This is a genomic window from Streptomyces sp. NPDC002888 (genome assembly GCF_042888465.1).
Lineage (GTDB): Bacteria > Actinomycetota > Actinomycetes > Streptomycetales > Streptomycetaceae > Streptomyces.
Genome location: NZ_JBIAPU010000020.1, coordinates 155,242 through 182,191 on the forward strand (window position 1 = coordinate 155,242; position 26,950 = coordinate 182,191).

Below are 26,950 nucleotides of genomic sequence, written 5' to 3' on the forward strand. Positions count from 1 at the left end.
TTGTTCGCTCAACTGCATTGCGTGGGCGGCCGACGCGCGCGCCTCCCTCTTCCGGCCTAGCCTGGAACGCGGGGGTGACCTTCTCAGGCCGGATCCCAAGGAGATGCGCAATGGGCAAAGTCATGAGCGCCTTCAGGACGTACAGGTCGGTCGCCAGTTTCGAGCGGGCCAAGGAAGTCGCGGGCACGACGTCGCCGTTCACCATCGAGGTCCGATTCCTCGGCGGACTCACGCAGAGCCAGCAGGACGCCTTCGCGGCGGCCGCCGACCGCTGGTCCAGGGTCATCGTGGGGGACCTCGACACCGCGGTCGTCGGGGACGACGTCATCGACGATCTGCTGATCGAGGCGGAGGGCGTCGAGATCGACGGCCCCCAGGGCGTTCTGGGCATGGCGGGTCCCACCGACTTCCGTGACGGGACCGCGCAGTTCGGCGCGTTCCTGCCGGCCAAGGGCGTGATGAGGTTCGACATCGCCGATCTCGAGGCCATGGAGGCGGAGGGCACGCTCGTCGACGTCATCACGCACGAGATGGGGCACGTCCTGGGCATCGGCACGCTGTGGACCACCTTCGACCTCCTGGTGGGCGCCGGCAGCGAGAACCCCGTCTTCGTGGGCAAGGGAGCCCAGACCGAGTTCGCCGCGCTCACCGGTGAGACCCAGCCGGTGCCGGTGCCGGTCGCCAACTTCGGCGGTCCCGGCACCCAGGACAGCCACTGGCGCGAGGCGGTGTTCCTGAACGAGCTCATGACGCCGTTCATCGCCGGCCCCGACAACCCGCTGAGCAGGATGACCGCGGCGAGCCTCGGGGACATGGGCTACCAGGTCGACCTCGACGGCGCCGAACCGTACAGCCTGCCGGACCTGCTCCAGGCCGCCAGGGAAGGCCGCATCGTGCCGCACACCGCGCCGATCAACCGCGGCGTCATGCTGCCCGTCGTACCCACCCGGCTGCCCGCCTCGACACCCTGACCGATCCACCGGAACGCCGCGGTCCACCGCGCACGGGCGTGGGCCGCGGCCCACCCGTGAGTCCGGGCCGGCGGACGACTCCCGCCCCTCCCGTCGGGGCGCGTCTTCAGCCCCCGCCCGACGCCAACGCCATCCCCAGTGGCGTCCGTTCGTAGAGCACCTGATGGCCGTACCGGCGCGCGACCAGCAGGCCCGCGTCGCGCAGGGTCGTCAGGTGGGCGGAGACGGAGGACGGGGCGAGGGCGAGGCGGTGGGCGAGGGCGGTGGTGGTGGCCGGGTCGGTGAGGGCCGTCAGGACGGTGGCCCGGCCGCGTCCCAACAGGCGTACGAGCGCGTCGGGGGTGTGGTCGGCGGGCTCCGACCACAGGGCGCCGATGCCCCGGGCCGGATAGACCAGGGTGGGCTGCCACGGCGGGTCGAAGCCGGTGACGACGTCCGGCCAGGAGAAGACGCTCGGCATCAGCACCAGGCCCCGGCCGCTCAGATGGCGCTCGTGCTCACCCTCGGAGTCCACCGTCAGGGTCCCGGCGTGCCAGCCGCAGCGGCGGTTGATCTCGGGCAGCAGACCGCCCAGGCCCACCTCGGCCAGCCTGCGGGAGTGGAACGCCACGTCCGCCTCCAGCAGCGCGCGCAGCCGCGGCCAGTCGGGCTCGACGAGGGTGTGCCAGATCTCCTGCAGCGTGTCGGCCAGTTCCGCGATCATCCGCGCCGGGTCCGCCAGCCAAGCCCGGCCCCACGGCGATCCGAGCGCGCCCGGGGTGTCCGCGAGCGAGCGGGCCGTATCCTCGCGGGCCGCCTCGGGATCGGCGGCACGCACCACGGCGATCTCGTCCTCGAAACCGACCGCCGGCCCGACCGGCGGCGGGCTCAGCCAGTCCGGTGAGTGGCCGCGGCGCGGCATCAGCAGCCACAGCCCGCTCAGGTCGAGCGCGTCGGCCGCCTCACGGGCCCGGCGCAGCCAGGGCGCGTGGTAGCCGTGCCGGTCGGGCCGCTTGAGCGTGCGCGCCACCTCCTGCGTCTCCCACAGCGGGGACACGGCGAAGCGGCAGCGGAGGAAGTCGTCCTCCCCGAAGTGCAGGCGTGAGGGCATCCGGGCACCCCGCTCGAAGATTCGGTCAGAGCCGAAAGTCTACGCAGCCGGGCCCGACGCCAGCACGCTGCTGCTCATGCCACCAGAACAGACGACGGACACGACGACACCGTCCACCGCGCCACCTCCCACCGGGACACCCCCCGTTCCCACCGGCTACTCCCACGTCTTCGCCGTCCGTGAGTTCCGCGCCGTCTTCGCCGCCCATCTGCTGTCCATGCTGGGCGTGATCGTCAGCGAGATCGCGCTGTCCGTCCTCGTCTACGACCTGACCGGCTCCCCGCTGATGAGCGCGCTGACGTTCGCGCTCGGCTTCCTGCCGTACGTCGTCGGCGGGACCCTGCTCGCGGGGGTCGCCGACCGCTTCCCGGCCCGCCGGGTGCTGGTGGTGTGCGACCTGGTGTGCGCCGGGTGCGTCGCGCTGATGGTGACGCCGGGCGCCTCCATCGCCGTACTGCTGGCCCTGCGCTGCTGCCTCGCCGTCGTCTCGCCGGTCTTCGCGGGGACGCGGATGGCGACGCTGGCCGACGTGCTCGGCGACGGGGACCTGTTCGTGCTCGGCCGCTCCCTGCTGCGGATCACGGCGCAGAGCTCGCTGCTCGTCGGATACGGCCTCGGTGGGCTGCTGCTCACCGTCGTCAGCCCCCGCCACACCCTCCTCATCACCGTCGGCACCTTCCTCTCCTCGGCCGCGCTGCTGCGCTGGGGCACCAGGCGCCGGCCCGCCCGGGCCCGGGACGGCGGGGCGTCACTGGTGACGGACTCCCTCAGGGGTGCCCGTCAGGTCCTCGCCGACCGGCGGGTGCGCGTGCTGCTCCTGCTCTTCTGGGTGCCGCCGATGTTCTCCGTCGCCCCTGAGGCACTGGCCGCCCCGTACGCCGACGGTCTCGGGGCCGGATCGGCCGGCCTGGGCCTGCTGATGTGCGCGCTGCCCGTCGGCACGGTCGCCGGCGAGCTGTTCGCGGGGGCCCGGTTGCGGCCCGCCGCCCGGGAGCGGATCGTGCTGCCGCTGGTCTGCCTGACCCTGCTGCCGTACCTGGGCTACGCCCTGCACCCGGGCCTCGCCGTCTCGCTGCTCCTGCTGCTGGTCTCCGGGGCGGGGTCCGCGTACACCCTGGGCCTGGACCAGTGGTTCGTGCGGGCCGTGCCGGCGGAGCTGCGGGGCCGGGCGATGACGCTGCTCACGGCGGGGCTGATGACCGTGCAGGGGCTGGGCATGGCGCTGGCGGGGGTGGCGGCGGAGCTCGTGGGGGTGACGGCGGCCGTGGCGGGGGCGGGCGTCCTGGGGACGGTGTGCTGTGCGCTGCTCGTGCTGGAAGCCCGGCGGACCGAAGGGCGAGACGGGGCTGACCGGCATGTGACCGGCCGGTAAGGTCTCGAGACGTGCCGAAGCCGCTCAGTCTCCCCTTCGACCCCATCGCCCGCGCCGACGAGCTCTGGAAGCAGCGGTGGGGAAACGTGCCGTCCATGGCCGCGATCACCTCGATCATGCGTGCGCACCAGATCCTGCTCGCCGAGGTCGACGCCGTGGTCAAGCCGTACGGGCTGACGTTCGCGCGGTACGAGGCGCTGGTGCTGCTCACCTTCTCCAAGGCGGGCGAGCTGCCCATGTCGAAGATCGGTGAGCGGCTCATGGTCCACCCCACGTCGGTCACGAACACCGTCGACCGCCTGGTCAGATCGGGCCTCGTCGACAAGCGCCCCAACCCCAACGACGGCCGCGGCACCCTCGCCTCCATCACCGACAAGGGCCGCGAGGTCGTCGACGCGGCCACCCGCGACCTGATGGCGATGGACTTCGGGCTCGGGGCGTACGACGCGGAGGAGTGCGCGGAGATCTTCGCGATGCTGCGCCCGCTGCGGGTCTCGGCACACGACTTCGACGACGAGTGACCCTGGACAAGATCTCCCGGAACACGTGGTTACGCTCGTACGCATGAAAAAGTCCGTGCTGACGCGCTACCGCGTCATGGCCTACGTCACCGGTGTGCTGCTGGTCCTGCTCACCCTGGGCGTCATCGCCAAGTACCTGCTGAAGATCGACGGCGCCGACGGGTTCACGAGCGTCGTGGGCATCGCGCACGGCTGGCTCTACGTCCTCTACCTGATCTTCGCCTTCGACCTGGGCTCCAAGGCGAAGTGGCCGGTGCGCAAGCAGCTGTGGGTGCTGCTGGCCGGGACGGTCCCCACGGCCGCGTTCTTCGTGGAGCGCAACGTCACGCGGGAGCTGGAGGCCAGGGTCGCCGAGAGCGAGGCGGCCGTCGCCAAGGCGTGACCCCACCGCCGCGAGGTGACCTCGTGGCGGTTGTCACCATCTGTTCACCAGGGCGCCCTGCTGATCGGGCGCCCAAGCGGTCGACATTTACTAGGACGTCCTAGTAAATTTGAGGGATGGACGCTGACGCCATCGAAGAGGGCCGCCGTCGCTGGCAGGCCCGGTACGACGCCGCGCGGACGCGCGACGCTGACTTCACCACGCTCTCCGGCGACGCCGTGGAGCCGGTGTACGGGCCCCGGCCGGGAGACAGGTACGAGGGCTTCGAGCGGATCGGGTGGCCGGGGGAGTACCCCTACACGCGCGGGCTGTATCCGACCGGGTACCGGGGGCGTACGTGGACCATCCGGCAGTTCGCCGGGTTCGGCAACGCCGAGCAGACCAACGAGCGGTACAAGATGATCCTCGCCAACGGCGGGGGCGGTCTGTCCGTCGCCTTCGACATGCCGACCCTGATGGGGCGCGACTCCGACGAAGCGCGCTCGCTCGGCGAGGTCGGGCACTGCGGGGTGGCGATCGACTCGGCCGCCGACATGGAGGTCCTGTTCCAGGACATCCCGCTCGGTGACGTCACGACGTCCATGACCATCAGCGGGCCGGCCGTTCCCGTCTTCTGCATGTACCTCGTCGCCGCCGAGCGGCAGGGCGTCGATCCGGGAGTGCTCAACGGCACCCTCCAGACCGACATCTTCAAGGAGTACATCGCCCAGAAGGAGTGGCTCTTCCAGCCCGAGCCGCACCTGCGCCTCATCGGCGACCTCATGGAGTACTGCGCGGCCGGCATCCCCGCCTACAAGCCGCTGTCCGTCTCCGGCTACCACATCCGCGAGGCGGGGGCGACGGCCGCGCAGGAGCTGGCGTACACGCTGGCCGACGGGTTCGGGTACGTGGAGCTGGGGCTCAGCCGCGGGCTCGACGTGGACGTCTTCGCGCCCGGCCTGTCCTTCTTCTTCGACGCCCACGTCGACTTCTTCGAGGAGATCGCCAAGTTCCGCGCGGCCCGCAGGATCTGGGCGCGCTGGATGCGGGACGTCTACGGGGCGCGGAGCGAGAAGGCGCAGTGGCTGCGCTTCCACACGCAGACCGCCGGAGTCTCGCTGACCGCCCAGCAGCCGTACAACAACGTGGTGCGTACGGCGGTGGAGGCGCTGGCGGCGGTCCTCGGCGGGACCAACTCGCTGCACACCAACGCCCTGGACGAGACCCTCGCGCTGCCGAGCGAGCAGGCCGCGGAGATCGCGCTGCGCACGCAGCAGGTGCTGATGGAGGAGACCGGGGTCGGCAACGTCGCGGACCCGCTGGGCGGTTCGTGGTACGTCGAGCAGCTGACGGACCGGATCGAGGCCGACGCGGAGAAGATCTTCGAGCAGATCAGGGAGCGGGGGCTGCGGGCCCACCCCGACGGGCAGCACCCGATCGGGCCGATCACCTCGGGGATCCTGCGGGGTATCGAGGACGGCTGGTTCACGGGCGAGATCGCCGAGTCCGCGTTCCGCTACCAGCAGGCCCTGGAGAAGGGCGACAAGAAGGTGGTGGGCGTCAACGTCCACACCGGGTCCGTCACCGGCGACCTGGAGATCCTGCGGGTGAGCCACGAGGTGGAGCGCGAGCAGGTGCGGGCGCTCGCGACCCGCAAGGGCGCGCGGGACGACGCGGCCGTGCGGGCCGCGCTGGATGCGATGCTCGCGGCGGCGCGCGACGGCGGCAACATGATCGAGCCGATGCTGGACGCCGTACGCGCCGAGGCGACGCTCGGCGAGATCTGCGGGGTGCTGCGGGACGAGTGGGGGGTGTACACGGAGCCCGCCGGGTTCTGACGCACCCGAGTGGGTGCGCGGCGGCTACGCGGACGACATCAGCCCCAGCATCAGCACCCGCGTGAAGCCGCGCACCCACTCCTCGTCCGCCGGTTCCGCGCTCACCAGCGTGCGGTGGACGACCGCTCCCGCCACCATGTCGAAGATGAGGTCGACCATGCGGGCGGCCTCCTCGGGGCTGGCCTCCGGGGGGAGTTCGCCACGCGCCTGGGCCCGGGTGCGGCCCTGGAGGACCAGACGTTTCTGCCGGTCGACGATGGAGTCGCGGATGCGCTCGCGCAGCGCCTCGTCGCGGGTGGACTCGGCCACCACCGCCATCAGGCCGCTCTTGGCCTCGGGTCGGGCCAGGATAGCCGCGAACTGCAGGACGACGCCCTCGGTGTCGGCGGCGAGGCTGCCGCGGTCGGGGAGTTCCAGTTCGTCGAAGAGTTCCGCCACCGCGTCGACGACGAGTTCGTGCTTGCCGGCCCAGCGACGATAAAGCGTCGTCTTTGCAACCCCGGCGCGTGCGGCCACGTCTCCCAGGGTGAGTTTCGACCAGCCCAGCTCGACCAGCGCCTGCCGCGTCGCGGCCAGGATCGCGGTGTCCGCGGCGGCGCTGCGCGGGCGGCCGGGGCGGCCTGCCGGGGGGCTGGTCTGCATGCCTCGACCATAACCGGCGGGTCGTACGGCGCCGTGAGGGAGATCACCGAGGCGTGGTGTTGTTCGACCCCCTCCTGCCATTACGCTACGACTCGTAGCGAAAGCTCGTGACGAAGGTCTCGTGACAGCTCTCGTGACGCCGCCCGTGACGGACGTACACGGGCGACGATCATGCGGCGTGGGGTGGGGACCCGGCGCCCAACGGCACGGACCAGGCCTGGCTTTTCATATCGCTTTTCACGCACGCGCGAGAACGGGGGAGGATAGACGCATGCAGCCACGGAACATGTCCATGAGCGGAGTCGTCGACCTCGCCGCGGTGAAGGCGGCCCAGGAGGCCAAGGCGAAGGCGGAGCAGGCGCGCGCCCAAGCGGCCCAGCAGGGTGGTGCGGGGGCCGTCTCCCCGGCCGATCTCGTCATCGACGTCGATGAGGCGGGGTTCGAGAGCGACGTCCTGCAGCGCTCCGCCGAGGTGCCCGTCGTCCTCGACTTCTGGGCCGAGTGGTGCCAGCCCTGCAAGCAGCTGAGCCCACTCCTGGAGCGGCTCGCCGTCGAGTACAACGGGCGGTTCCTCCTCGCCAAGATCGACGTCGACGCCAACCAGATGTTGATGCAGCAGTTCGGGATCCAGGGGATCCCCGCGGTGTTCGCGGTCGTCGCCGGGCAGGCGCTGCCGCTCTTCCAGGGCGCCGCCGGTGAGGACCAGATCCGGCAGACCCTCGACCAGCTGGTCCAGGTCGCCGAGGAGCGCTTCGGGCTGACCGGCCTGGTCGTCGACGCCGACGCCGAGCCCGGCAACCGCCCGGCCCCCGCCGAGGTGCCGGCCGGCCCGCACGACGCCCTGCTCGAGGCCGCCGTGCAAGCCCTGGACGCGGGCGACTTGAGCGGTGCCGTCCAGGCGTACAAGAACGTGCTGAGCGACGACCCGGGCAACATGGAGGCGAAACTCGGGCTCGCGCAGGCCGAGTTGCTCCAGCGGGTACAGGACGCGGACCCGCAGCTGGTGCGCAAGGAGGCCGCCGAGAAGCCGGCGGACGCCCAGGCACAGATCGCCGCCGCGGACCTGGATCTGGTGGGCGGTCACGTCGAGGACGCCTTCGGCCGGCTCATCGACACCGTGCGGCGCACGGCGGGTGAGGACCGGGACGCCGTACGGCTGCGGCTGCTCGAACTCTTCGAAGTGGTGGGGGCCGAGGATCCGCGGGTGGCCGCTGCGCGCCGGGCGCTTGCGCGCGCCCTGTTCTGATCGGGTCAGAAGCCGCGTTCTGACCAGTCCCTAAACACGCGGGCATGTGATGCCCGAGTGAAAGATTGGCCGAGGATCGTCGGGCACGGCCGCGCTTTACCAAATCTTGGTAATCGCGGCCGCTGTTACTGCGAGTAAGACATCGGCGTTGATCTGTCGGATTCTGTCCGTCGATCCATTGCTTTGTCCCACACCCCGAGGCCACCCTGTGTCGCTGGCCGAGACCTGCGGGTCGTTGTTCGGTTATCCGGCCGTTACTAGCGAGTAACGAACCCCCTTGTGCCTGGCGCGAGAATGCACCACGATCGGCGACGCTCGGTCCATTCCCGTACCCCGACAGCCAATCGGGCCCGCGGGATCCTCTGGGTCCCCACCGAGCAGAGCCGGCGGTCAGTGTCGCCGGCTCTTGGACAGGGGGGTCTTCGCCCTTCGGGTGAAGCCTGTCCGGCAGGGTTGTGCGTGATGCGTGTCAGGCGCGACCAGTGGTTGTCGCTCGGGGGTGATCGCCGGTGACTCGGGCGCGGTTTCGCGCCACCGAGCGCGGGCGCTCTCCCTTCCGAGGACGTAGCACTTCTCCCATCCCTGCCCGGCCGAGCCGCCGTCCGGAGGCGAGCCCGGGCCAGGAGATGTACGTCCGAGAAGGAGGAAATATGGAGTCCCAGGTGCGTGGCGGGACCAGATGGAAGCGGTTCGCTGTGGTCATGGTGCCCAGCGTCGCCGCCACGGCGTGTATAGGCATCGCCCTCGCGCAGGGCGCGCTCGCTGCGTCGTTCAGCGTGTCGGGCCAGTCGTTCAAGGTCACGGCCGACAAGCTCGTCGGCACGGGCTTCTCGCAGTACGGGGCCATTGACTCGGGCTACACGCTCGACGGCAAGAAGACGGCTCACCCCGTCGCCGTCTCGGCGTTCAAGTCCGCGTCGATCACGAACATGTGCCAGTCCGTGGTCACCCCGAACATCCCGCTGCTCGGCTCGGTCAGCCTCACGCTGAAGGCGGGCGGCAACGGTACGCCGGTAGAGGCCGACAACCTCTACATCGATGTCGAGGACCTCAGTGCCGATGCCACGTTCAAGGGCATCGACATCGGTGTGGCCGGCAAGGACCTGAGCAAGGGTCCGGGCATCAAGAGCGGTGACACGGCCAACCCGTTCGGCTTCGCCCAGCAGGCCGAATCGGCCACGCTGGTGGACGTGAAGCAGACGGCGTGGGCGACCACCGCCGGAACCTTCAAGCTCAGCGGCCTGAAGATGTCGCTGTCGACGGGTGTCAAGGAGTGCTACTAAGCACTCGCTGACGGGCGGGGGAGCCGGTGGCCCCCCGCCCGTCCACTCTGAAGCCCGGCTCTTCACACGCAGTACAACTCACCACCACAGCAACGCCGCACCAGGGAGCTGTTTTCCATGAGCGCCGAGACTCCTGCCGCCCCCGGCCGCGATGAGCACTACATCACGGCCCTCAAGCGGAACTTCCGCGCTTGGCGGGGCGGTCGGCCGTTCTGGGCCGGCCTGTTCATCCTGCTCGGTGGTATCCCCATCGCCTACTTCCCGTACGCCCACGTGCAGATCGGGCACCTGACGCTGGCGATGGCCACCACCGCGGGCGCCGGATCCCTGATCATCGGCGTACTGCTCGTGGTTCTCGGCATCAGCCTGTGGTTCCAGAAGCACGTACGGGTCTTCGCGGGCGTCGCGGCGATCCTGCTGGCGCTGGTCTCCATCCCGGTGTCCAACCTCGGCGGCTTCCTCGTCGGCTTCCTCCTCGCGCTCATCGGCGGAGCGATGGCCGTTGCCTGGGCGCCGGGCGCGTCGGAGTCGGCGCAGGGCGCCGCAACGGGATTCGGCGGTGCCCCCCAGGGCCCGGTCGTCGATGCGGGCCCCGCGGGCCCGGTCGTGCAGACCACCAAGAGCTTCGACGGGGTGGGCGAGCCGAACGATCTGTCAGGAACGAACCCGGCCAACGGGGCGAACGGGAGGCACAGTGCCGGCTGACGAGGTGACCCACGGGGCGGATGTGGAAGCGTCCCGTGTGAGAACCGGGCCGCGCCACGCGGCACCCAAGAAGCCGCTGTTCACCAGGTTCCACGTGCCGACCGGGAAGGCGATGGCCCTGGCGGCGATGCCGACGGCGGTCCTCATGGGGATGGGCTTCACGGCCAGCCTGGCGATCGCCGACAACAACAACTCGCCGTCGCCGTCGAAGAGTCTGTCGGCGGACGAGTACAAGGACTGCGTCGCGGCGCTGGAGGACGGAGCCTCCGCGTCGGCCTCGCCGTCGCCCTCCGCCTCGGCGAGCGAGTCCTCCGACTCCGACGGCAAGACCGACGACTCGGACGGCAAGACCGACGACTCGGACGGCAAGACCGACGACACGGGGTCGACGCCGAAGCCCACGGCGACGGGCGGCTCCTCGGGCGAGGACTCCTCGTCGGATTCAGGTTCCGACGACAAGACCGAGCCCACGCCGTCCCCCTCCGCCTCGGCGAGCAAGGAGGCCGAGTCCTCCGGCGGCAGCGCCACCACGCCGAGCCCCTCGGCGTCGGAGAGCGGCGGCGGCCTCCTCGACACCATCGGTGACACCCTCGAGGACGTCTTCACCGGCGGAAAGAAGGACACGTCGGACGCGAGCCCGACGCCGTCCCCCTCCGCCTCCTCGACGCCCGCCACGGGCGGCGACAGCGGTGACTCCGGCGACAGCAAGGGCTCCGAGGCGTCCGACCCCGTCAAGGAGACCACCGACAAGGTCGACGACACGGTGAAGGACACCGTCGAGGGCGCCACCGACAAGGCGTCCGAGGCGGCGAAGAAGGCCGAGGAAGCGGCGAAGGACGCGGCCGACGCGGCCACCGCCACGCCGAGCCCGTCGGCGAGCCCCTCGCCGGACGCGGACGACTGTCCGGCCGCCACCGACGCCGAGGGCGGCATCGACAACAAGGTCGCGCTGCCCGACGACCCCTGGTTCCTCAACGCCAGTTCGCTGCTGCTGAAGGGCGCCGACTACCAGGGCATCGTCAAGGTGAAGACCGCCAACGGCACGACCAAGGAAGTCCTGAAGTACGTCATCTCCGACGGCACCGACATCGGTGACCTGCACCAGTCGGTCAAGGACCCCGGGTCCGGCAAGACCTACCACGTGCAGGCGGGCAAGGGCACCACGTCCACGATCCGCGACGGCGCCACGGTGATGTACACGGAGAAGATATCCGGCAACCTCTTCGGTCTGATCCCGGTGACGTTCAGCCCGGAGAGCCCGCCGCCGCTGAACATCCCGCTCATCTACTTCACCAATGTGACGGTCCAGCAGGCCGGTCAGTTCGGCGGCACCCTGCACGTGCCCGGACTGCATCAGTACGCGACCGGCTGAGCGGCCTTCAGAAGCCCGTTCGGGAGCCGCAACACACTGAGGGCGCCCCCTGACTCAGGGGGCGCCCTCAGCGCCGTACAGGGCCTTGTGGGCCCGGGGGCATCAGTTCTGCGAGCCGCCGCCGAGGTGGTGGACGCGAACCATGTTGGTGGTGCCAGGGACACCGGGGGGCGAACCGGCGGTGATGATGACGATCTCGCCGGGGTTGAAGCGGTTGAGCTTGATGATCTCCTGGTCCACCAGGTCGACCATCTCGTCGGTGCTGTTCACGAACGGCACGACGTGCGACTCGACGCCCCAGCTGAGCGCCAGCTGGTTGCGGGTGCCCTCGTCGGTGGTGAACGCGATGATCGGCTGGGCCGCGCGGTAGCGGGACAGGCGGCGGGCGGTGTCGCCGGACTGGGTGAAGGCCACCAGGCCACGGCCGCCGAGGAAGTCGGCGATCTCGCACGCGGCACGCGCGATCGAACCACCCTGCGTCCGCGGCTTCTTGCCCGGGACGAGCGGCTGGAGGCCCTTGGAGAGCAGCTCCTCCTCGGCCGCGGAGACGATCTTCGACATCGTCTTCACGGTCTCGACCGGGTAGGCGCCCACGCTCGACTCGGCGGACAGCATGACCGCGTCGGCGCCGTCCAGGATCGCGTTGGCCACGTCGGAGGCCTCTGCGCGGGTCGGACGGGAGTTGGTGATCATCGACTCCATCATCTGGGTCGCCACGATCACCGGCTTGGCGTTGCGCCGGCACAGCTCGATCAGGCGCTTCTGCACCATGGGGACCTTCTCGAGCGGATACTCGACGGCCAGGTCGCCACGGGCCACCATGACGGCGTCGAACGCCATCACGACGTCCTCCATGTTGTCCACCGCCTGCGGCTTCTCCACCTTGGCGATGACGGGGACCCGGCGGCCCTCCTCGTCCATGACCCGGTGGACGTCGGCGACGTCCTTGGCGTCCCGCACGAAGGACAGCGCGACCATGTCGCAGCCCATGCGCAGCGCGAAGCGCAGGTCCTCGATGTCCTTCTCGGACAGCGCGGGCACGTTCACGGCCGCGCCGGGCAGGTTGATGCCCTTGTGGTCGGAGACGACACCGCCCTCGACGACGATCGTCTTCACCCGCGGGCCCTCGACCTCCACGACCCGCAGCTCGACGTTGCCGTCATTGATCAGGATCTGGTCGCCGCGCGAGACGTCACCGGGCAGGCCCTTGTAGGTCGTGCCGCAGATCTGCTTGTCGCCGGGCACGTCCTCGGTGGTGATGACGAACTCGTCATCCCGCTCCAGCTCGACCGGCCCCTCGGCGAAGGTCTCCAGACGGATCTTCGGGCCCTGCAGGTCGGCGAGGACGCCGATGGCGCGGCCGGTCTCCTTGGCGGCGGCACGGACACGGTCGTACCGGCCCTGGTGCTCGGCGTGGGTGCCGTGGCTGAAGTTGAAGCGGGCCACGTTCATGCCGGCTTCGATCAGGGACACGAGCATCTCGTGGGAGTCGACCGCGGGGCCGAGAGTACAGACGATTTTCGAACGGCGCATGGGACGATCCTATCGGTTTGTTTCCCTACGGAATATTCCGTCTGGCGGAAAATACAAATGGGCGGCTCTGTGCTCAGGCGTGTTACTGCCGTGTATTGCTCAGCTGCCACGCGGCGGAGCCGCATATTGTTACTGCCCGACCAGTGCGTACGTCTGTGTGGCGATCTCCAGTTCCTCGTCCGTCGGCACCACCGCGACCGCCACACGCGCGTGCGCGGGCGAGACCAGCCGCGGCTCGTCGGCCCGTACGGCGTTCAGCTCGCCGTCCACCGCGAGCCCGAGTTCCTCCAGGCCCGCCACGGCGGCCTCCCGCACCGGCGCCGCGTTCTCGCCCACTCCGGCGGTGAAGGCGACCGCGTCCACCCGGCCGAGCACCGCGTAATAGGCGCCGATGTACTTCTTCAGCCGGTGAATGTAGATGTCGAAGGCCAATTGGGCCTGTTCGTCGCCCTCGTCGATCCGGCGCCGGATCTCCCGCATGTCGTTGTCCCCGCACAGGCCGATCAGCCCGCTCCTCTTGTTGAGGAGAGTGTCGATCTCGTCGATGGACATTCCTCCAACGCGCGCCAAATGGAAGATGACGGCCGGATCCATGTCTCCGGAGCGCGTACCCATCACGAGCCCCTCCAAAGGCGTCAGCCCCATGGACGTGTCCACGCACTTCCCGCCCCGCACCGCGGAGGCGGACGCCCCGTTGCCGAGGTGCAGCACGATCACGTTGACGTCCTCGGGCGCCTTCCCCAGCAGCTTCGCCGTGGCCCGGGAGACATAGGCGTGCGAGGTGCCGTGGAAGCCGTAGCGCCGTACGCGGTGCTCGTCGGCGGTCTTCACGTCGATCGCGTAGCGCGCCGCCGACTCCGGCATCGTCGTGTGGAAGGCGGTGTCGAAGACGGCGACCTGGGGCAGGTCGGGGCGCAGCGCCCGGGCGGTGCGGATGCCGGTGAGGTTGGCCGGGTTGTGCAGCGGGGCCACCGGGATCAGCCGCTCGATCTCGGCGAGCACCGCCTCGTCGATCACCGTCGGCTCGGTGAAGGACTGCCCGCCGTGCACCACCCGGTGCCCGATCGCGACCAGTTCCGGCGAGTCCAGGCCGAGCCCGTCCTTCTCCAGCTCCTGCGCCACGGCCTTCAGGGCGGCGTCGTGGTCGGCGATCGGGCCGCTGAACTCGCGGGACTCGCCCGTGCCGAGCGGCGTGTGCTTGAGCCGGGAGCTCTGCTCGCCGATGCGCTCGACGAGGCCCAGCGCCAGCCGGCTGTTGTCGCTCATGTCGAGCAGCTGGTACTTCACCGACGAGGAGCCGGAGTTGAGGACGAGGACGCGGGTGGCGGTCACTGGGCGGTTGCCTTCTCGGTTGTGGTCTGGGCCTGGATCGCCGTGATGGCGACGGTGGTGACGATGTCCTGGACGAGGGCGCCCCGGGACAGGTCGTTGACCGGCTTGCGCAGACCCTGCAGGACCGGGCCGACGGCGATCGCGCCGGCCGAGCGCTGCACGGCCTTGTAGGTGTTGTTGCCGGTGTTCAGGTCGGGGAAGATCAGCACGCTGGCCTGCCCCGCCACCTCCGAGCCCGGCAGCTTGGTCGCCGCCACCGTCGGCTCGACGGCCGCGTCGTACTGGATCGGCCCCTCGATCTTCAGGTCGGGCCGCAGCGAGCGGGCGATCTCCGTGGCCAGGCGCACCTTGTCGACGTCGGCGCCCGAACCGGACGTACCCGTCGAGTACGACAGCATCGCGATCCGCGGCTCCACGCCGAACTGCTCGGCGGTCGCGGCCGACTGGATGGCGATGTCGGCGAGCTGCTCCGCGTTCGGGTCGGGGTTGACCGCGCAGTCGCCGTAGACGAGGACCTTGTCGGCCAGGCACATGAAGAACACGGACGACACGATCGAGGCGTCCGGCTTCGTCTTGATGATCTCGAAGCCGGGCCGGATGGTCGCGGCCGTGGAGTGCACGGACCCCGACACCATCCCGTCGGCCAGCCCCTCCTGCACCATCAGCGTGCCGAAGTAGTTCACGTCGGAGACGACGTCGTAGGCCAGCTCCACCGTGACGCCCCGGTGGGCGCGCAGCAGGGCGTACTGCTCGGCGAAGGAGTCCCGCAGCTCGCTGGTGGCCGGGTCGATCAGCTGGGAGTCGCCCAGGTCGATGCCGAGGTCGGCGGCCTTCTTGCGGATCTGGTCGACCGGCCCGAGCAGGGTCAGGTCGCACACCCCGCGCCGCAGCAGCACCTCGGCCGCGTGCAGCACCCGCTCCTCGGTGCCCTCCGGGAGGACGACCCGGCGCCGCTCGGAGCGGGCCTGCTCGATCAGCTTGTGCTCGAACATCATCGGCGTGAGGCGGTCGCTGCTGGGGGCGGAGACGCGCCTGTTGAGGTCGGCGGTGTCGACGTGCCGCTCGAAGAGGCCGAGTGCCCGCTCCGCCTTGCGCGGGGTGGCCGCGTTCAACTTCCCCTCCAGGGAGAAGAGTTCGGCGGCGGTGGGGAAGCTGGTGCCGGGGACCGAGATCACCGGGGTGCCCGGGGCGAGGCGGGCGGCCAGGGTGAGGACGTGGTCGCCGGGCACCTCGTCCAGCGTGAGCAGCACGCCGGCGATCGGCGGGGTGCCGGCGCTGTGCGCGGCGAGCGAGCCCACCACCAGGTCGGCGCGGTCGCCCGGGGTGACGACCAGACAGCCCGGGGTCAGGGCGCCCAGGAAGTTCGGCAGCATGGCCCCGCCGAAGACGAAGTCCAGCGCGTCCCGGGCCAGCCCCGAGTCGTCGCCGAGCAGGACCTTCGCGCCGAGCGCGTGGGTGATCTGGGCGACGGTGGGGGCGGAGAGGGCCGCGTCGTCCGGGAGGACGTAGTACGGCACGGGCAGCCGGGAGTCGAGCCGCTCGGCTATCTCGTCCCGGTCCTCGGGGGCCACGCGGTTGGCGACCATGGCCAGCACGTCGCAGCCAAGGCCCTCGTACGCCCGGTAGGCGTTGCGGGTCTCGGCGAGCACGGACTCGGCGGTCTGCTTCCGGCCGCCCACGACCGGGATCACGGACGCGCCGAACTCGTTGGCGAGCCGGGCGTTGAGGGACAGCTCGTCCGGGAGCTGGGTGTCGGCGAAGTCGGTGCCGAGGACGAGGACGACGTCGTAGTCCCGGGCGACGGCGTGGAACCGGGCGACGAGCGTCGAGACCAGCTCGTCCGTGCCCCGCTCGGCCTGGAGGGCGGACGCCTCGGGGTAGTCCATGCCGTAGACGGTCGCCGGGTCCTGGGACAGCCGGTAGCGCGCCCGCAGCAGCTCGAACAGGCGGTCGGGCCCGTCGTGGACGAGGGGGCGGAAGACCCCGACCCGGTCGACCTGCCGGGTCAGGAGTTCCATGACCCCCAGCTCGACGACCTGGCGACCGTCGCCGCGGTCGATACCCGTCACGTACACGCTGCGCGTCACGCGGGATCTCCGTTTCGTCTGTGCGTACAAACCGTGAGTACAAACCGTGTGTATAAAAATCGCCCACCGAGGTGAGCAGAACCCTCTTGACAATACCCCTGGCGATGGATAAGGCGCTCGGAGCCAGGGTGGAGTGCGGGGGGAGTGCCGGTGGAGCTGGACGGAAGCGACATGGCTCCGGAGGGCATGAAACAATCGGACCTGGCTCACCGGTGTCAACAGCGAGCAGGAGACACAGCACGATGCGTATCGGAGTTCTCACCGCAGGCGGCGACTGCCCCGGCCTGAACGCCGTGATCCGGTCGGTCGTGCACCGCGCGGTCGACAATTACGGCGACGAGGTCATCGGCTTTGACGACGGGTACGCGGGCCTGCTGGACGGCCGCTACCGCGGCCTCGACCTGAACGCGGTCAGCGGCATCCTGGCCCGCGGCGGCACCATTCTCGGCTCCTCCCGCCTGGAGCGCGACCGCCTGCGCGAGGCCTGCGAGAGCGCCTCCGACATCGTCCACGACTTCGGCATCGACGCCCTGATCCCCATCGGCGGCGAGGGCACGCTGACCGCCGCGCGCATGCTGAGCGACGCGGGTCTGCCGGTGGTCGGCGTCCCCAAGACGATCGACAACGACATCTCCTCCACCGACCGCACCTTCGGTTTCGACACCGCCGTCGGGGTCGCCACGGAGGCGATGGACCGCCTGAAGACGACTGCCGAGTCCCACCAACGAGTGATGGTCGTCGAGGTCATGGGCCGGCACGCGGGCTGGATCGCCCTGGAGTCCGGCATGGCGGCCGGCGCCCACGGCATCTGCCTCCCCGAGCGCCCCTTCGACCCGGCGGACCTGGTCAAGTTGGTCGAGGAGCGCTTCTCCCGCGGCAAGAAGTTCGCGGTGATCTGCGTCGCCGAGGGCGCCCACCCCACCGAGGGCACCATGGACTACGGCAAGGGCGCGATCGACCAGTTCGGCCACGAGCGCTTCCAGGGCATCGGCACGGCCCTCGCGTACGAGCTGGAGCGGCGGCTCGGCAAGGAGGCCAAGCCGGTCATCCTCGGCCACGTCCAGCGTGGCGGCACGCCGACCGCGTACGACCGCGTCCTCGCGACCCGCTTCGGGTGGCACGCGGTGGAGGCCGCGCACCGGGGCGAGTTCGGGCGCATGACCGCGCTGCGCGGGACGGACATCGTGATGGTGCCGCTCGCGGAGGCGGTGACCGAGCTGAAGACGGTCCCGAAGGACCGGATGGACGAGGCGGAGTCGGTCTTCTAGGACGGGCCCCGGCCGGAGTTGTTCTCCACGGCCGTCCAGAAGTGATCGACGATCCCGTCGAGGAACTCCCGGCCGCCCTCACCCGAGTCGCCGGCGTCGCCCCAGTTCAGGGTGGCGACCATCTGCCCCTGGTAGGTCCTGTGCAGCTCCTGGAGGACACCCTCCAGGAGACGCCGCTCCAGGGGCACGACCTTGCCGAGGGGGCGCACGTACGCCTTCCAGCGCGTGGTGACCGCGCCGCGCAGCAGGTCGGCCAGTTCGGCGTCACGCCCCGCGACGGTGACCAGGTCGGAGGCGGACAGGCCGAGCAACTCGGCGAGCGCGGCGGACTGCCGCTCGGTGCCCTGCCATCGCTCGCCCTCCTCCATCCGCAGATACGCCCGCAGTTCCTGCCCGACGGCACGGGCGACGTCCTCCGGCGCGAACCCGCGGGCGATCCGGTGTTCGCGCAGGGTGCGCGGACGGCCGATGAGTTCACCGGGGGAACACCACAGCACGCCCGCGAGCGCGGTGAGTTCCGGGCTGCTCGGGCTGGTGGCCCCGCGCTCCCAGGCGATGACGAGGTCCGGGGTGACGTAGGGAAGACCGTACGAGGAACGCAGGCCGTAAGCGACGTGCTCGGGCCCCATGCCGAGGGCGGCGCGCAAGCGTCGGGCGGCGGGGGCGTCGAACGGGGGGCCGGGCTGGTTCGGCAGGGCTGGGGGGCGGCGCATTGGCCACAACGTAGGGGCGGGGCGAGGAGCTGACTACGCTCTGTTCGGCCAGTATCACTCATTGTAGAACATACGGTTTCGGGTGTGGGGTAGGGGTGGCTGAAGATCGTCTGTCGACGGGACAGGACCGGTCGCGAGGATGGCGTCGGGCCACCCGGGCGGGGGGCCGGGAGGAGCGTGACTTTCGTGTACGAGGTGAACGGCAAGGTCGAGGGGCATGTGCGCGAGCGTCTGCTGGCGCCGAACTTCTGGCATCTCGCGACGGTCGGCCCTGACGGGACGCCGCAGATCTCGCCCATGTGGGCGGACCTCGAAGATGAGTTCGTCATGGTCAACACGTCGATGGGCCGGGTGAAGGAGGCGAACCTGCGGCGCAATCCGAACGTTTCCCTCTCCCACCACGACCCCGACAACCCCTACGACCGCGTGGAGATCCGGGGCCGGGTCGCCCTCCCCCACTGCCTTAAGGGCGTGGGAGGTGCCCCCACGTCGAGGGCGAGGAGGCGGAACGCTCCATGGACCGCCTCACCCGGAAGTACATCGGCGAGGACCGCTACCCGTGGCTCCTGGCCGGCGAACGCCGCGTGATGCTGCTGATCGAGCCGGTACGGGTGCGCAGGGTCGTGGGGGTGGAGCCGTTCCGGCCGGGGGTGTTGCCGGAGGGGTGACCGGAGGGGCTCAGCCGCGGTACGGGACCGTGGATCGTGCCCTTACCCCCGCCCTCCGTTGATCTGCTTGCCGATGACCGTCCCGTGGAACGTCCCGCCCCGGAAGTCGAAGTGGTCCCCGGTGTTCGACACTGCGTCGCCGGGACCTCGTCGGGGTCCCTCCTTGGAGCCGACGGAGTCCGCGGAGTCGGAGGAGGCCCTCGGGCGGTGTTTGTGGAGCACGCCCATGGCCACCGTCGCCGCCTGTTCGGCCGCCCGCTTCTGGGAGCCCGAGGCGTCGGCCCTGTGCTTCGCCGCGTCGGCGTGGTCGCTGATGCCCCGGATCACGAGCGCGCCCACCTGGCCGTTCAGATGGGCCGCATGGGCCGCCCCGGAGCCCTCCATCTCGATCGCCGCCGCGTCGTTGTAGTGCTCGCGCAGGTGCCGGGCGATCTCGGAACGGGAGTGCGCCAGCACCACGTCCGCCGTCGCGATCGGCTTGAAGTGCGCCCGTACGTCATCCATGTCCCGCACCGCGGAACGCGCCGCCTGCACCAGCGCGTTGGAGCCCGGCCAGGCCTCGGGGCGGACGAGGAAGCCCTCGGGGGTCTGCTTGCCGCCGTGGATGCCGTAGACCTTCGTGCCCACGACGACGTCCCCGATCCCGATGTCGTCCTTCAGGCTGCCCGCCACCCCGACGAACAGCACCGCCTGCGGCCGCAGCCATGACACGAGCTGTGCCGTCTGCGCGGCGGCGTTCGTCGCGCCCTCGCCGAGTTCCGCGAGGGCGACCGTCCACGGTGTGCCCTCGAGGCGGCCGCGTTCGACGCGGGGCCCGTCCTCGTGGACGAGTTCCGTCCGCTCGGCGATGTGGGCGCGCACGGCGGCGTACTCGACCGCGAGGGCGGTGAGGATCACGACGGTGGGAGGTGTCTCGGGCACCCCTTTAAGGTACTGGCAAGTCGCCGACGCGGGAGTGTCGTTGGCAGTGGGGGAAGGGGCAGCGTGTGGCAGAGCGGGAGGATCTCGGGGTCGGGCAGCTGCTGCTCGCCGAGTACCAGAGCGTCAAGGACGAGCAGAAGGCCCGGATCGGCTTCCGGGACAACCTGCTGTACGTGACGCTCGCCGTGGTCGCCGCGGTGATCGCCGCCGCGGCTCAGGCCAGGCAGACGTCCATGCTCCTCGCACTGCCACCGGTGTGTGTCGTGCTCGGGTGGACCTATCTGGTCAACGACGAGAAGATCTCGGCGATCGGCGCCTATGTGCGGGGCGACCTGGGGCCCCGGCTCGCCGAACTCACGGGCGAGGGGCGGACGAACGCCTTCCACTGGGAGACCTTCCACCGCGGTGACGCCCGCCGGGTGTCGCGGAAGATCGTGCAGTGCGCCGTCGATCTCCTCGCGTTCTGCCTCGTGCCGTTGAGCGCACTGGTCGTGTACTGGGCGGGTGGGCAGGTCTCCGCCGGGCTGCTGGTGCTCTCGGTGGCCGAAGCCCTCGCGGTCCTCGGGCTGGGGGTGTACATCGTGGTCTACGCCGTGCCGTTCGGGGTGGGGAGCGGCACACGGTGACCCGCCCTCACCGCCCCCGCCCGCCCGGAACCCACCGATACACCAGCTCAGGTCTCCCCACCTGCCCGTACAACGGCTTCCGCTCGGCTCTCTTGCCCTCCACCAGGTGCTCCAGGTAGCGGCGGGCCGTGATGCGTGAGATGCCCACGACCTCGGCCACCTTGGCGGCCGTGAGGCCCTCGGCGACCTCGCGCAGTGCGCCGGTGACGCGTTCGAGGGTCGGTGCGCTCAGGCCCTTCGGCAGGGCCGCGGGGCTCGGGGCCCGTAGCGCCGCGAGGGCGCGGTCCACCTCGTCCTGGCCGCTGGCCTCGCCGGCGGCTCCCCGGAACTCGGCGTACCGCACGAGGCGGTCGCGCAGGGTGGCGAAGGTGAAGGGTTTCAGGACGTACTGGACGACGCCCAGGGACACGCCCTCGCGTACGACCGTCAGGTCCCGCGCGGACGTCACCGCGATGACGTCCGCGTGATAGCCGGCCGCCCGCAGGGTGCGCGCCAGTTGCAGGCCGTGCACGTCGGGCAGGTGCAGGTCGAGGAGGAGCAGGTCGACCGCCGTACGGTCGAGCATCCGCCGGGCCTCGGCGCCCGTGTGGGCCTTGCCGACGGCGACGAAGCCGGGGACCCGGCTGACGTACAGGACGTGCGCGTCCGCCGCGACCGGGTCGTCCTCCACGACCAGGACACGGATGGGCTGCTCGGACGTCGTCACACCGCACCTCCAGAGGCTGTTCTCTCAGAGGTGCTTCTTACGGAGGTGGGGCTCACGGAGGAAGAGGCGGAGGCGGAGGCGGACGGCCCCAGGGGCAGTCGTACCTCGAACTCCGCGCCGCCTCCGTCGGCCTCCGCGACCGCCAGCGTGCCCTCGTGCCGGTGCACAGCCTGCCGTACCAGGGCCAGGCCCAGGCCACGGCCGCCCGGTCCCGCCGGCTTCGTCGAGAAGCCGCGCTCGAAGACGAGGGAGGCGTGCGCGGGATCGACGCCCGCCCCCGTGTCCGACACCCGCAGCACCAGCTCGGCGCCCTCGGTGCGCGCCGTCACCGTGACGCGGGCCCGCAGGCTGCCCTGGGCCGCGTCCACCGCGTTGTCGATCAGGTTGCCGAGGATCGTCACCAGGTCGCGGGCCGGCAGCGACTCCGGCAGCAGCCCGTCGTCCAGGCCGCTCTCCTCCGACACCACCAGTTCCACGCCCCGCTCGTTGGCCTGGGCCGTCTTGCCGAGCAGCAGGGCCGCGAGCACCGGCTCGCTCACCGCCGCCACCACCTGGTCGGTGAGTGCCTGGGCGAGTTCCAGCTCGGCCGTCGCGAACTCCACGGCCTCCCCGGCGCGGCTCAGCTCGATCAGGGAGACGACCGTGTGCAGCCGGTTGGCGGCCTCGTGCGCCTGTGAGCGCAGCGCCTGCGTGAAGCCCCGCTCCGAGTCCAACTCGCCCATCAGGGACTGGAGTTCGGTGACATCGCGCAGTGTCACGACCGTTCCGCGCCGCTCACCGCCCGACACCGGGGACGTGTTCACCACCAGGACGCGCGACGACGTCAGGTGCACCTCGTCGACCCGCGGCTCCGACGCCAGCAGCGCCCCCGTCAGCGGTGCCGGGAGGCCGAGTTCCGCCACCGACGTGCCCACGACGTCACCGGGCACGCCCAGCAACTCCCGGCCGCCGTCGTTGATCAGCGCCACCCGGTACTGACCGTCGAGCATGAGCAGCCCCTCGCGTACGGCGTGCAGCGCGGCCTCGTGGTAGTCGTGCATGCGGCTGAGTTCGGACGCGTTCATGCCGTGAGTGTGGCGGCGCAGCCGGGCGTTGACGACGTACGTGCCGACGGCGCCGAGTGCGAGCGCGCCGGCCGCGACGCCGAGCAGGGCCGTCACCTGGCCCCGCACCCGCTCGCTGATCGCCTCGACCTTGATGCCCGCGCTGACCAGGCCGATGATCCGCTTGTCGCCGTCCTCGATGGGGACGACCGCGCGGACCGACGGGCCGAGGGTGCCGGTGTAGGTCTCGCTGAAGGCCTCGCCCTTCAGGGCCCGCGCGGTGTGGCCGCGGAAGTGCTGCCCTATTTCGTCCCGGTCGGGGTGGGTCCAGCGGATGCCCTGCGGGTTCATGATCGTGACGAAGTCGACCTGGGTGTCGTGCATGATCCGCAGCGCGTACGGCTGGAGTGCGGCCGAGGGGTCGGGGCCGCGGATCGCCAGGTGCACGGAGGGGGCGTCGGCGACCGAGTGGGCGACCGCCATGGCCTGGCGGGTCGCCGCATCCTCGGCCTGGCGGGTGTCGCTGACGTACGTGAAGAGCGCATATCCGGCCACGACGACGGCGATCAGCACCGCCTGCATGGCGAAGAGCTGACCGGCCAGGCTGCGCGGCCTCGGGGCGGGTATACGCATGTCGTCAGTCTGCCTCTTGGCCGATTGTGAACTAAATGAACGGAAGGGTGACCGCGCTCACAGGGGCGGGAATAGTCACGGCTAACCCCCACAACCCCATCCGGACGTGAGCCGCACGCCGGTGATGCCGACGAAGACGTCAAGGAGGGCACCGTGGCCGCCGCCAGCAACTCCCCAACGGCACCTGCCGCACCCGCCAAGCGGGACCGCACGCATTATCTCTACATCGCGGTGATTGCCGCGGTTGCGCTCGGTATCGCCGTGGGCTTGATCTGGCCCGACTTCGGAGTCGAGCTCAAGCCGCTCGGCACCGGATTCGTGAACCTGATCAAGATGATGATCTCGCCGATCATCTTCTGTACGATCGTGCTGGGCATCGGCTCGGTGCGCAAGGCAGCCAAGGTCGGCGCCGTCGGCGGTATCGCGCTCGGCTACTTCACGGTGATGTCCCTGGTGGCCCTGGGCATCGGCCTGGTCGTCGGCAACATCCTGGAGCCCGGTACGGGCCTGCAGCTCACGGACGCGATCAAGAGCGCCGGGCACGACCAGGTGGACGCCGAGGCGCTGCCGCCGGTGGACTTCGCGCTCTCGATCATCCCGAAGACCATGGTCTCCGCCTTCACCGAGGGCCAGGTCCTCCAGACTCTGCTGGTCGCCCTGCTCGCCGGCTTCGCGCTGCAGGCGATGGGCCAGGCCGGTGCGCCGATCCTGCGGGGGATCGACCACATCCAGCGACTCGTCTTCCGTATCCTCGCCATGGTGATGTGGGCCGCCCCGATCGGTGCCTTCGGCGCCATCGCCGCGGTCGTCGGTTCGGCCGGTGTGGACGCGCTGAAGAGCCTCGCCGTGCTGATGTTCGGCTTCTACGTCACCTGCTTCCTGTTCGTCTTCATCGTGCTCGGCGTGCTGCTGCGGGTCGTCGCGGGCCTGAACATCCTCACGCTCTTCAAGTACCTGGGCCGTGAGTTCCTGCTGATCCTGTCCACCTCCTCCTCCGAGTCCGCGCTGCCGCGCCTCATCGCGAAGATGGAGCACCTGGGTGTCAGCAAGCCGGTGGTCGGCATCACCGTCCCGACCGGCTACTCCTTCAACCTCGACGGCACCATGATCTACATGACCATGGCCTCGCTGTTCATCGCCGACTCCATGGGTACGCCGATGTCGATCGGGGAGCAGATCCCGCTGCTGCTCTTCCTGCTCGTCGCCTCGAAGGGTGCGGCCGGTGTCTCCGGTGCCGGTCTCGCCACGCTGGCCGGCGGCCTGCAGTCGCACAAGCCCGCCCTGGTGGACGGCGTCGGCCTCATCGTCGGCATCGACCGCTTCATGAGCGAGGCCCGCGCCCTCACCAACTTCGCGGGCAACGCCGTCGCCACGGTCCTGATCGGCACCTGGACCAAGGAGATCGACAACGACCGCGTCCGGCAGGTCCTCGCCGGCGAGGTGCCCTTCGACGAGAAGACCCTGCTCGACGACGGCGAGGGCGACACCGCCACCGCCGGGGTGCCCGAGCAGCGTGAGGACGGCGAGAAGGAGCTGGCGAAGGCCTGACCTCCGCCCCCTCCGCCCACCCGCTCCGGGTGTCCGGCCCGGCCTGAACCCGGGCCGGGCACCCGGCACGGACGCCGGGCGGCTGAGTACTCCCCCGTATGCTCAGCCGCCCGGTTCCCTTTCCCCAGGTCCGGGGAGTCCGGAACGAGACCTACTCGCTCAGCTCGGCCACCAGCGAGGTGGCCCTGGAGGCGGGCACGCCCGCCGTGGTCAGCAGTGTGACCGCGGCGGAGCGGCCCGCCTCCTGTGCTGCCGGCAGTCCGTCGTTCACCGCTTCCATGAGGGCGAACAGCATCTGCTCGTGCACGTACGCCAGCGCCTGGGGCGGCAGCGGTGACGTGAAGACCCCCTGCTCCAGGCCCCGCCGGAGCACTTCGGCGCCGGCGGCGCGGGCCGGGGCGAGCCGCTCGCGGATGCCCTGCACGGTGACGCTGCGCTGGGCCGGCGCCACGAGGATGCGGTAGCGGTCGGCGACCTCCCAGACCGCGAGCGTGGAGCGCGCCACCGCCTCCGCCGGGTCCCGGGCGTCCTCGCGGCCCGTGGTGTGTGCCGCCTCCACCGCCTCCACCGCACCGTCGACCAGCGTGCTGATCAGCGCCTCCCGGCTGGGGAAGTGCCCGTACACCGTCCGGCGGACGACGCCCGCGGCGCGCGCGATCTGGTCCATGGACGCGTCCGGGTCGCGCAGCAGCTCGGCGAGGGCGACGTCGAGGATGCGGCGCCGGTTCGCGTCCGCGCGGCTGGTGCTACCCGTGGTCATGGCCGTCATTCCGCCTCCCTGCTCATCGGCCCCGGCCTCGCTCCGTGAGGGCTCCGCCCCCACCTCCCAGAACTAAGCGCACGACCGATCGTGCATGTCGCTCATTTGTGGCAGGATGACGGAGTGAACGAGCCGGTGCAGCGTGTGGGGACGGGGACGAGGGCGGCGACACGGGTGCGGGACGGGCGGCTGCTGCGCGGCGTCCGGAGCCGGCAGGTGGTCGCCCGGCGGGCCGCCGACGTGGCCTCCGTGGAAGGGCTCAACGGGCTCAGCATCGGGCGGCTGGCCGCCGATCTGGGGCTCAGCAAGAGCGGGGTCCAGACGCTGTTCGGGACCAAGGAGCGACTCCAGGTGGCCGCCGTGGAGTTCGCACAGCAGGCGTTCGTCGAGGCGGTCGTACGGCCCGCGTCCGCCGCTGAGCCCGGGGCGGCCCGGCTGCGCTCGCTGGTCGAGCACTGGATCGCCTACGCCGAGACACCCCTGTTCCCCGGCGGCTGCTTCTGGGCCGCCAACCTCGCCGACTTCGACAGCCGCCCCGGCGTGGTCCGCGACGCCCTCGCCGCCCATCACCGCGACTGGCTCGGCCTCCTCGCCGGGGAGTTCCGCGAGGCCGCCCGCGCGGGCGAGACCGCCCCGCTGAACGCCGAGCTCACCGCCTTCCAGCTCGACGCGGTCCTCACGGCCGCGAACATCGCCCTGCGGATGGGCGACACGGACGCACCGGCCAAGGTCCGGCAGGTCCTGACGGAACTCCTCACCCCGCCTGCCTGACCTCCGCCCGCCCGACCTCCTCGTCGAGGCGGGACAACTCCTGCGCCCCCAGCACCAGATCAGCCGCTGCCGCCGAGTCCCGGATCGTCTCCGGGCGGCTTGCTCCCGGGATCGGAAGCACGGTCGGGGACTGAGCCAACAGCCAGGCCAGGCAGACCTGTTGGGGGCTCACGCCGCGCTCGCGGGCGACCTCGTGAAAGGCCCCGAAGGCCCCGAAGGCCCCGAAGGCCCCGGAGGCCCCGGAGGCCCCGTGCCTCCGCTCGCCCGCCAGGCGGGAAGGGCCGTCCAGCGAGCTGCGGGAGATGCCGCCCAGGGGGCTCCAGGGGAGGAAGGCCAGGCCGAGCTCGGCGCACAGGCGCAGCTCGGGGGCGCTGTCGCGCACCGCGGGGGAGTACCGGTTCTGTACGGAGACCAGTCGGTCGCCGAGGATCTCGCGGGCCGTGTGGATCTGCCGGGTGGTCGTGTTGGAGACGCCGGCCAGCCGGATCTTGCCCTCGTCCAGCAGATCGCGCAGGGCGCCGACCGACTCCTCGAAGGGGACCTCCGGGTCGGGCTTGTGGAGTTGGTAGAGGCCGATGGCCTCGATGCCGAGCCGCTCGAGGGAGGCCTCGGCGGCCGCCCTGAGGTGGCGCGGGGAGCCGTTCACCGTCCAGTCGGCGCCGGCCGGTCTGCCCCGGCCGCCCTTGGTGGCGACCAGGACGTCCGCCGTGTCACCGCCGTGGGTGGCGAGGGCGCGGGCCACCAGGTGCTCGTTGTGGCCGGGTGCGGCGCCCGGCAGATGGTAGGAGTCCGCCGTGTCCAGCAGGGTGACGCCCGCGTCCAGCGCCGCGTGGACGGTGGCCAGGGCGCGGGCCTCGTCCGGGCGGCCCTCGATGGACAGCGGCATCGCGCCGAGCCCGATCGCGCTCACCCGCAGGCCGCCCAGGGTGCGGTATCGCAT

General features: G+C 70.9%; 24 protein-coding genes and 1 pseudogene. 14 read left to right on the plus strand and 11 right to left on the minus strand.

What is annotated here, in order from left to right:
* Positions 1 to 110 precede the first annotated feature (110 nt).
* Entirely contained in the window at positions 111 to 971 is an 861-nt protein-coding gene (locus tag ACFYWX_RS30330) for a leishmanolysin-related zinc metalloendopeptidase (RefSeq protein WP_389427441.1), read from the plus strand.
* A 106-nt stretch (positions 972 to 1,077) separates the two neighbouring features.
* Here the strand turns inward: ACFYWX_RS30330 and ACFYWX_RS30335 are convergent, their stop codons facing one another.
* Complete coding sequence (locus tag ACFYWX_RS30335) at positions 1,078 to 2,061, minus strand: DUF5937 family protein (protein ID WP_389427443.1); 984 nt, start codon at positions 2,059 to 2,061, stop codon at positions 1,078 to 1,080.
* Positions 2,062 to 2,137: 76 nt separating this feature from the next.
* Between ACFYWX_RS30335 and ACFYWX_RS30340 the strand changes: the two genes are divergently transcribed.
* The 4 genes from ACFYWX_RS30340 (at position 2,138) to ACFYWX_RS30355 (ending at position 6,153) form a co-directional block, all read left to right on the plus strand.
* Positions 2,138 to 3,433, plus strand: a complete 1,296-nt coding sequence (locus ACFYWX_RS30340; protein ID WP_389427445.1) for an MFS transporter — start codon at positions 2,138 to 2,140, stop codon at positions 3,431 to 3,433.
* Between the two features lie 11 nt (positions 3,434 to 3,444).
* Positions 3,445 to 3,954: a MarR family winged helix-turn-helix transcriptional regulator gene (locus ACFYWX_RS30345; RefSeq protein WP_389427447.1), complete on the plus strand. Its 510-nt coding sequence runs from the start codon at positions 3,445 to 3,447 to the stop codon at positions 3,952 to 3,954.
* Positions 3,955 to 3,997: 43 nt separating this feature from the next.
* Positions 3,998 to 4,336 carry a DUF3817 domain-containing protein gene (locus ACFYWX_RS30350; RefSeq protein ID WP_389427449.1) on the plus strand — a complete coding sequence of 113 codons (339 nt, stop codon included), beginning with the start codon at positions 3,998 to 4,000 and terminating at the stop codon, positions 4,334 to 4,336.
* Between the two features lie 116 nt (positions 4,337 to 4,452).
* Positions 4,453 to 6,153, plus strand: a complete 1,701-nt coding sequence (locus ACFYWX_RS30355) for a methylmalonyl-CoA mutase (RefSeq protein WP_389427451.1) — start codon at positions 4,453 to 4,455, stop codon at positions 6,151 to 6,153.
* Between the two features lie 24 nt (positions 6,154 to 6,177).
* Here the strand turns inward: ACFYWX_RS30355 and ACFYWX_RS30360 are convergent, their stop codons facing one another.
* On the minus strand, positions 6,178 to 6,795 hold the full coding sequence (locus tag ACFYWX_RS30360; protein WP_389427453.1) for a TetR/AcrR family transcriptional regulator: 618 nt from the start codon (positions 6,793 to 6,795) through the stop codon (positions 6,178 to 6,180).
* A 271-nt stretch (positions 6,796 to 7,066) separates the two neighbouring features.
* Here ACFYWX_RS30360 and ACFYWX_RS30365 point away from each other — a divergent pair, with 271 nt between their 5' ends.
* The 4 genes from ACFYWX_RS30365 (at position 7,067) to ACFYWX_RS30380 (ending at position 11,401) form a co-directional block, all read left to right on the plus strand.
* Complete coding sequence (locus tag ACFYWX_RS30365; RefSeq protein WP_389427455.1) at positions 7,067 to 8,041, plus strand: tetratricopeptide repeat protein; 975 nt, start codon at positions 7,067 to 7,069, stop codon at positions 8,039 to 8,041.
* A 650-nt stretch (positions 8,042 to 8,691) separates the two neighbouring features.
* A complete protein-coding gene (locus ACFYWX_RS30370; RefSeq protein WP_389427457.1) occupies positions 8,692 to 9,324 on the plus strand; it encodes a DUF6230 family protein in 633 nt (210 codons plus the stop codon).
* A 117-nt stretch (positions 9,325 to 9,441) separates the two neighbouring features.
* Entirely contained in the window at positions 9,442 to 10,029 is a 588-nt protein-coding gene (locus tag ACFYWX_RS30375) for a DUF6114 domain-containing protein (RefSeq protein WP_389427459.1), read from the plus strand.
* On the plus strand, positions 10,019 to 11,401 hold the full coding sequence (locus tag ACFYWX_RS30380; protein WP_389427461.1) for a hypothetical protein: 1,383 nt from the start codon (positions 10,019 to 10,021) through the stop codon (positions 11,399 to 11,401). The genes ACFYWX_RS30375 and ACFYWX_RS30380 overlap by 11 nt, the downstream gene beginning before the upstream one ends.
* A 102-nt stretch (positions 11,402 to 11,503) precedes the next feature.
* On the opposite strand, the gene pyk is transcribed toward ACFYWX_RS30380, so the two are convergent.
* The 3 genes from pyk to pta form a co-directional block, all read right to left on the minus strand.
* Positions 11,504 to 12,934 carry a pyruvate kinase gene (gene pyk / locus ACFYWX_RS30385; RefSeq protein WP_389427463.1) on the minus strand — a complete coding sequence of 477 codons (1,431 nt, stop codon included), beginning with the start codon at positions 12,932 to 12,934 and terminating at the stop codon, positions 11,504 to 11,506.
* A 129-nt stretch (positions 12,935 to 13,063) separates the two neighbouring features.
* Complete coding sequence (locus tag ACFYWX_RS30390; protein ID WP_389427465.1) at positions 13,064 to 14,266, minus strand: acetate kinase; 1,203 nt, start codon at positions 14,264 to 14,266, stop codon at positions 13,064 to 13,066.
* Positions 14,263 to 16,353: a phosphate acetyltransferase gene (pta, locus tag ACFYWX_RS30395; RefSeq protein WP_389427467.1), complete on the minus strand. Its 2,091-nt coding sequence runs from the start codon at positions 16,351 to 16,353 to the stop codon at positions 14,263 to 14,265. The genes ACFYWX_RS30390 and pta overlap by 4 nt, the downstream gene beginning before the upstream one ends.
* Before the next feature lie 242 nt (positions 16,354 to 16,595).
* Between pta and ACFYWX_RS30400 the strand changes: the two genes are divergently transcribed.
* On the plus strand, positions 16,596 to 17,621 hold the full coding sequence (locus ACFYWX_RS30400; protein WP_389427469.1) for an ATP-dependent 6-phosphofructokinase: 1,026 nt from the start codon (positions 16,596 to 16,598) through the stop codon (positions 17,619 to 17,621).
* On the opposite strand, the gene ACFYWX_RS30405 is transcribed toward ACFYWX_RS30400, so the two are convergent.
* The gene (locus ACFYWX_RS30405; protein WP_389427471.1) at positions 17,618 to 18,334 is read right to left on the minus strand and encodes a helix-turn-helix domain-containing protein; all 717 of its coding nucleotides are present in this window, start codon (positions 18,332 to 18,334) and stop codon (positions 17,618 to 17,620) included. The genes ACFYWX_RS30400 and ACFYWX_RS30405 overlap by 4 nt on opposite strands.
* Positions 18,335 to 18,511: 177 nt before the next feature.
* On the opposite strand from ACFYWX_RS30405, the pseudogene ACFYWX_RS30410 reads away from it, so the two are divergent.
* Positions 18,512 to 19,002: pseudogene (locus ACFYWX_RS30410) on the plus strand (PPOX class F420-dependent oxidoreductase).
* Positions 19,003 to 19,044: 42 nt separating this feature from the next.
* On the opposite strand, the gene ACFYWX_RS30415 reads toward ACFYWX_RS30410, so the two are convergent.
* Positions 19,045 to 19,923 carry a nucleosidase gene (locus ACFYWX_RS30415; RefSeq protein ID WP_389427473.1) on the minus strand — a complete coding sequence of 293 codons (879 nt, stop codon included), beginning with the start codon at positions 19,921 to 19,923 and terminating at the stop codon, positions 19,045 to 19,047.
* A gap of 65 nt (positions 19,924 to 19,988) precedes the next feature.
* On the opposite strand from ACFYWX_RS30415, the gene ACFYWX_RS30420 reads away from it, so the two are divergent.
* On the plus strand, positions 19,989 to 20,549 hold the full coding sequence (locus ACFYWX_RS30420) for a hypothetical protein (RefSeq protein ID WP_389427475.1): 561 nt from the start codon (positions 19,989 to 19,991) through the stop codon (positions 20,547 to 20,549).
* 7 nt (positions 20,550 to 20,556) lie between these two features.
* Here ACFYWX_RS30420 and ACFYWX_RS30425 read toward each other — a convergent pair whose 3' ends face one another.
* Together ACFYWX_RS30425 and ACFYWX_RS30430 are read right to left on the minus strand one after the other, a co-directional pair.
* A complete protein-coding gene (locus ACFYWX_RS30425) occupies positions 20,557 to 21,255 on the minus strand; it encodes a response regulator (RefSeq protein WP_389427477.1) in 699 nt (232 codons plus the stop codon).
* The gene (locus tag ACFYWX_RS30430; RefSeq protein WP_389427479.1) at positions 21,252 to 22,931 is read right to left on the minus strand and encodes an ATP-binding protein; all 1,680 of its coding nucleotides are present in this window, start codon (positions 22,929 to 22,931) and stop codon (positions 21,252 to 21,254) included. The genes ACFYWX_RS30425 and ACFYWX_RS30430 overlap by 4 nt, the downstream gene beginning before the upstream one ends.
* A gap of 153 nt (positions 22,932 to 23,084) precedes the next feature.
* Between ACFYWX_RS30430 and ACFYWX_RS30435 the strand changes: the two genes are divergently transcribed.
* Positions 23,085 to 24,479 (plus strand): cation:dicarboxylate symporter family transporter, encoded by a 1,395-nt coding sequence (locus ACFYWX_RS30435; RefSeq protein WP_389427481.1) that lies wholly within the window; start codon positions 23,085 to 23,087, stop codon positions 24,477 to 24,479.
* 151 nt (positions 24,480 to 24,630) lie between these two features.
* Here ACFYWX_RS30435 and ACFYWX_RS30440 read toward each other — a convergent pair whose 3' ends face one another.
* Positions 24,631 to 25,248, minus strand: coding sequence for a TetR/AcrR family transcriptional regulator (locus ACFYWX_RS30440; RefSeq protein WP_389427483.1), 618 nt, complete (start codon positions 25,246 to 25,248; stop codon positions 24,631 to 24,633).
* 114 nt (positions 25,249 to 25,362) lie between these two features.
* Here ACFYWX_RS30440 and ACFYWX_RS30445 point away from each other — a divergent pair, with 114 nt between their 5' ends.
* Positions 25,363 to 26,010, plus strand: coding sequence for a TetR/AcrR family transcriptional regulator (locus ACFYWX_RS30445; protein ID WP_389427485.1), 648 nt, complete (start codon positions 25,363 to 25,365; stop codon positions 26,008 to 26,010).
* Here ACFYWX_RS30445 and ACFYWX_RS30450 read toward each other — a convergent pair.
* Positions 25,994 to 26,950: an aldo/keto reductase gene (locus ACFYWX_RS30450; RefSeq protein WP_389427487.1), complete on the minus strand. Its 957-nt coding sequence runs from the start codon at positions 26,948 to 26,950 to the stop codon at positions 25,994 to 25,996. The genes ACFYWX_RS30445 and ACFYWX_RS30450 overlap by 17 nt on opposite strands.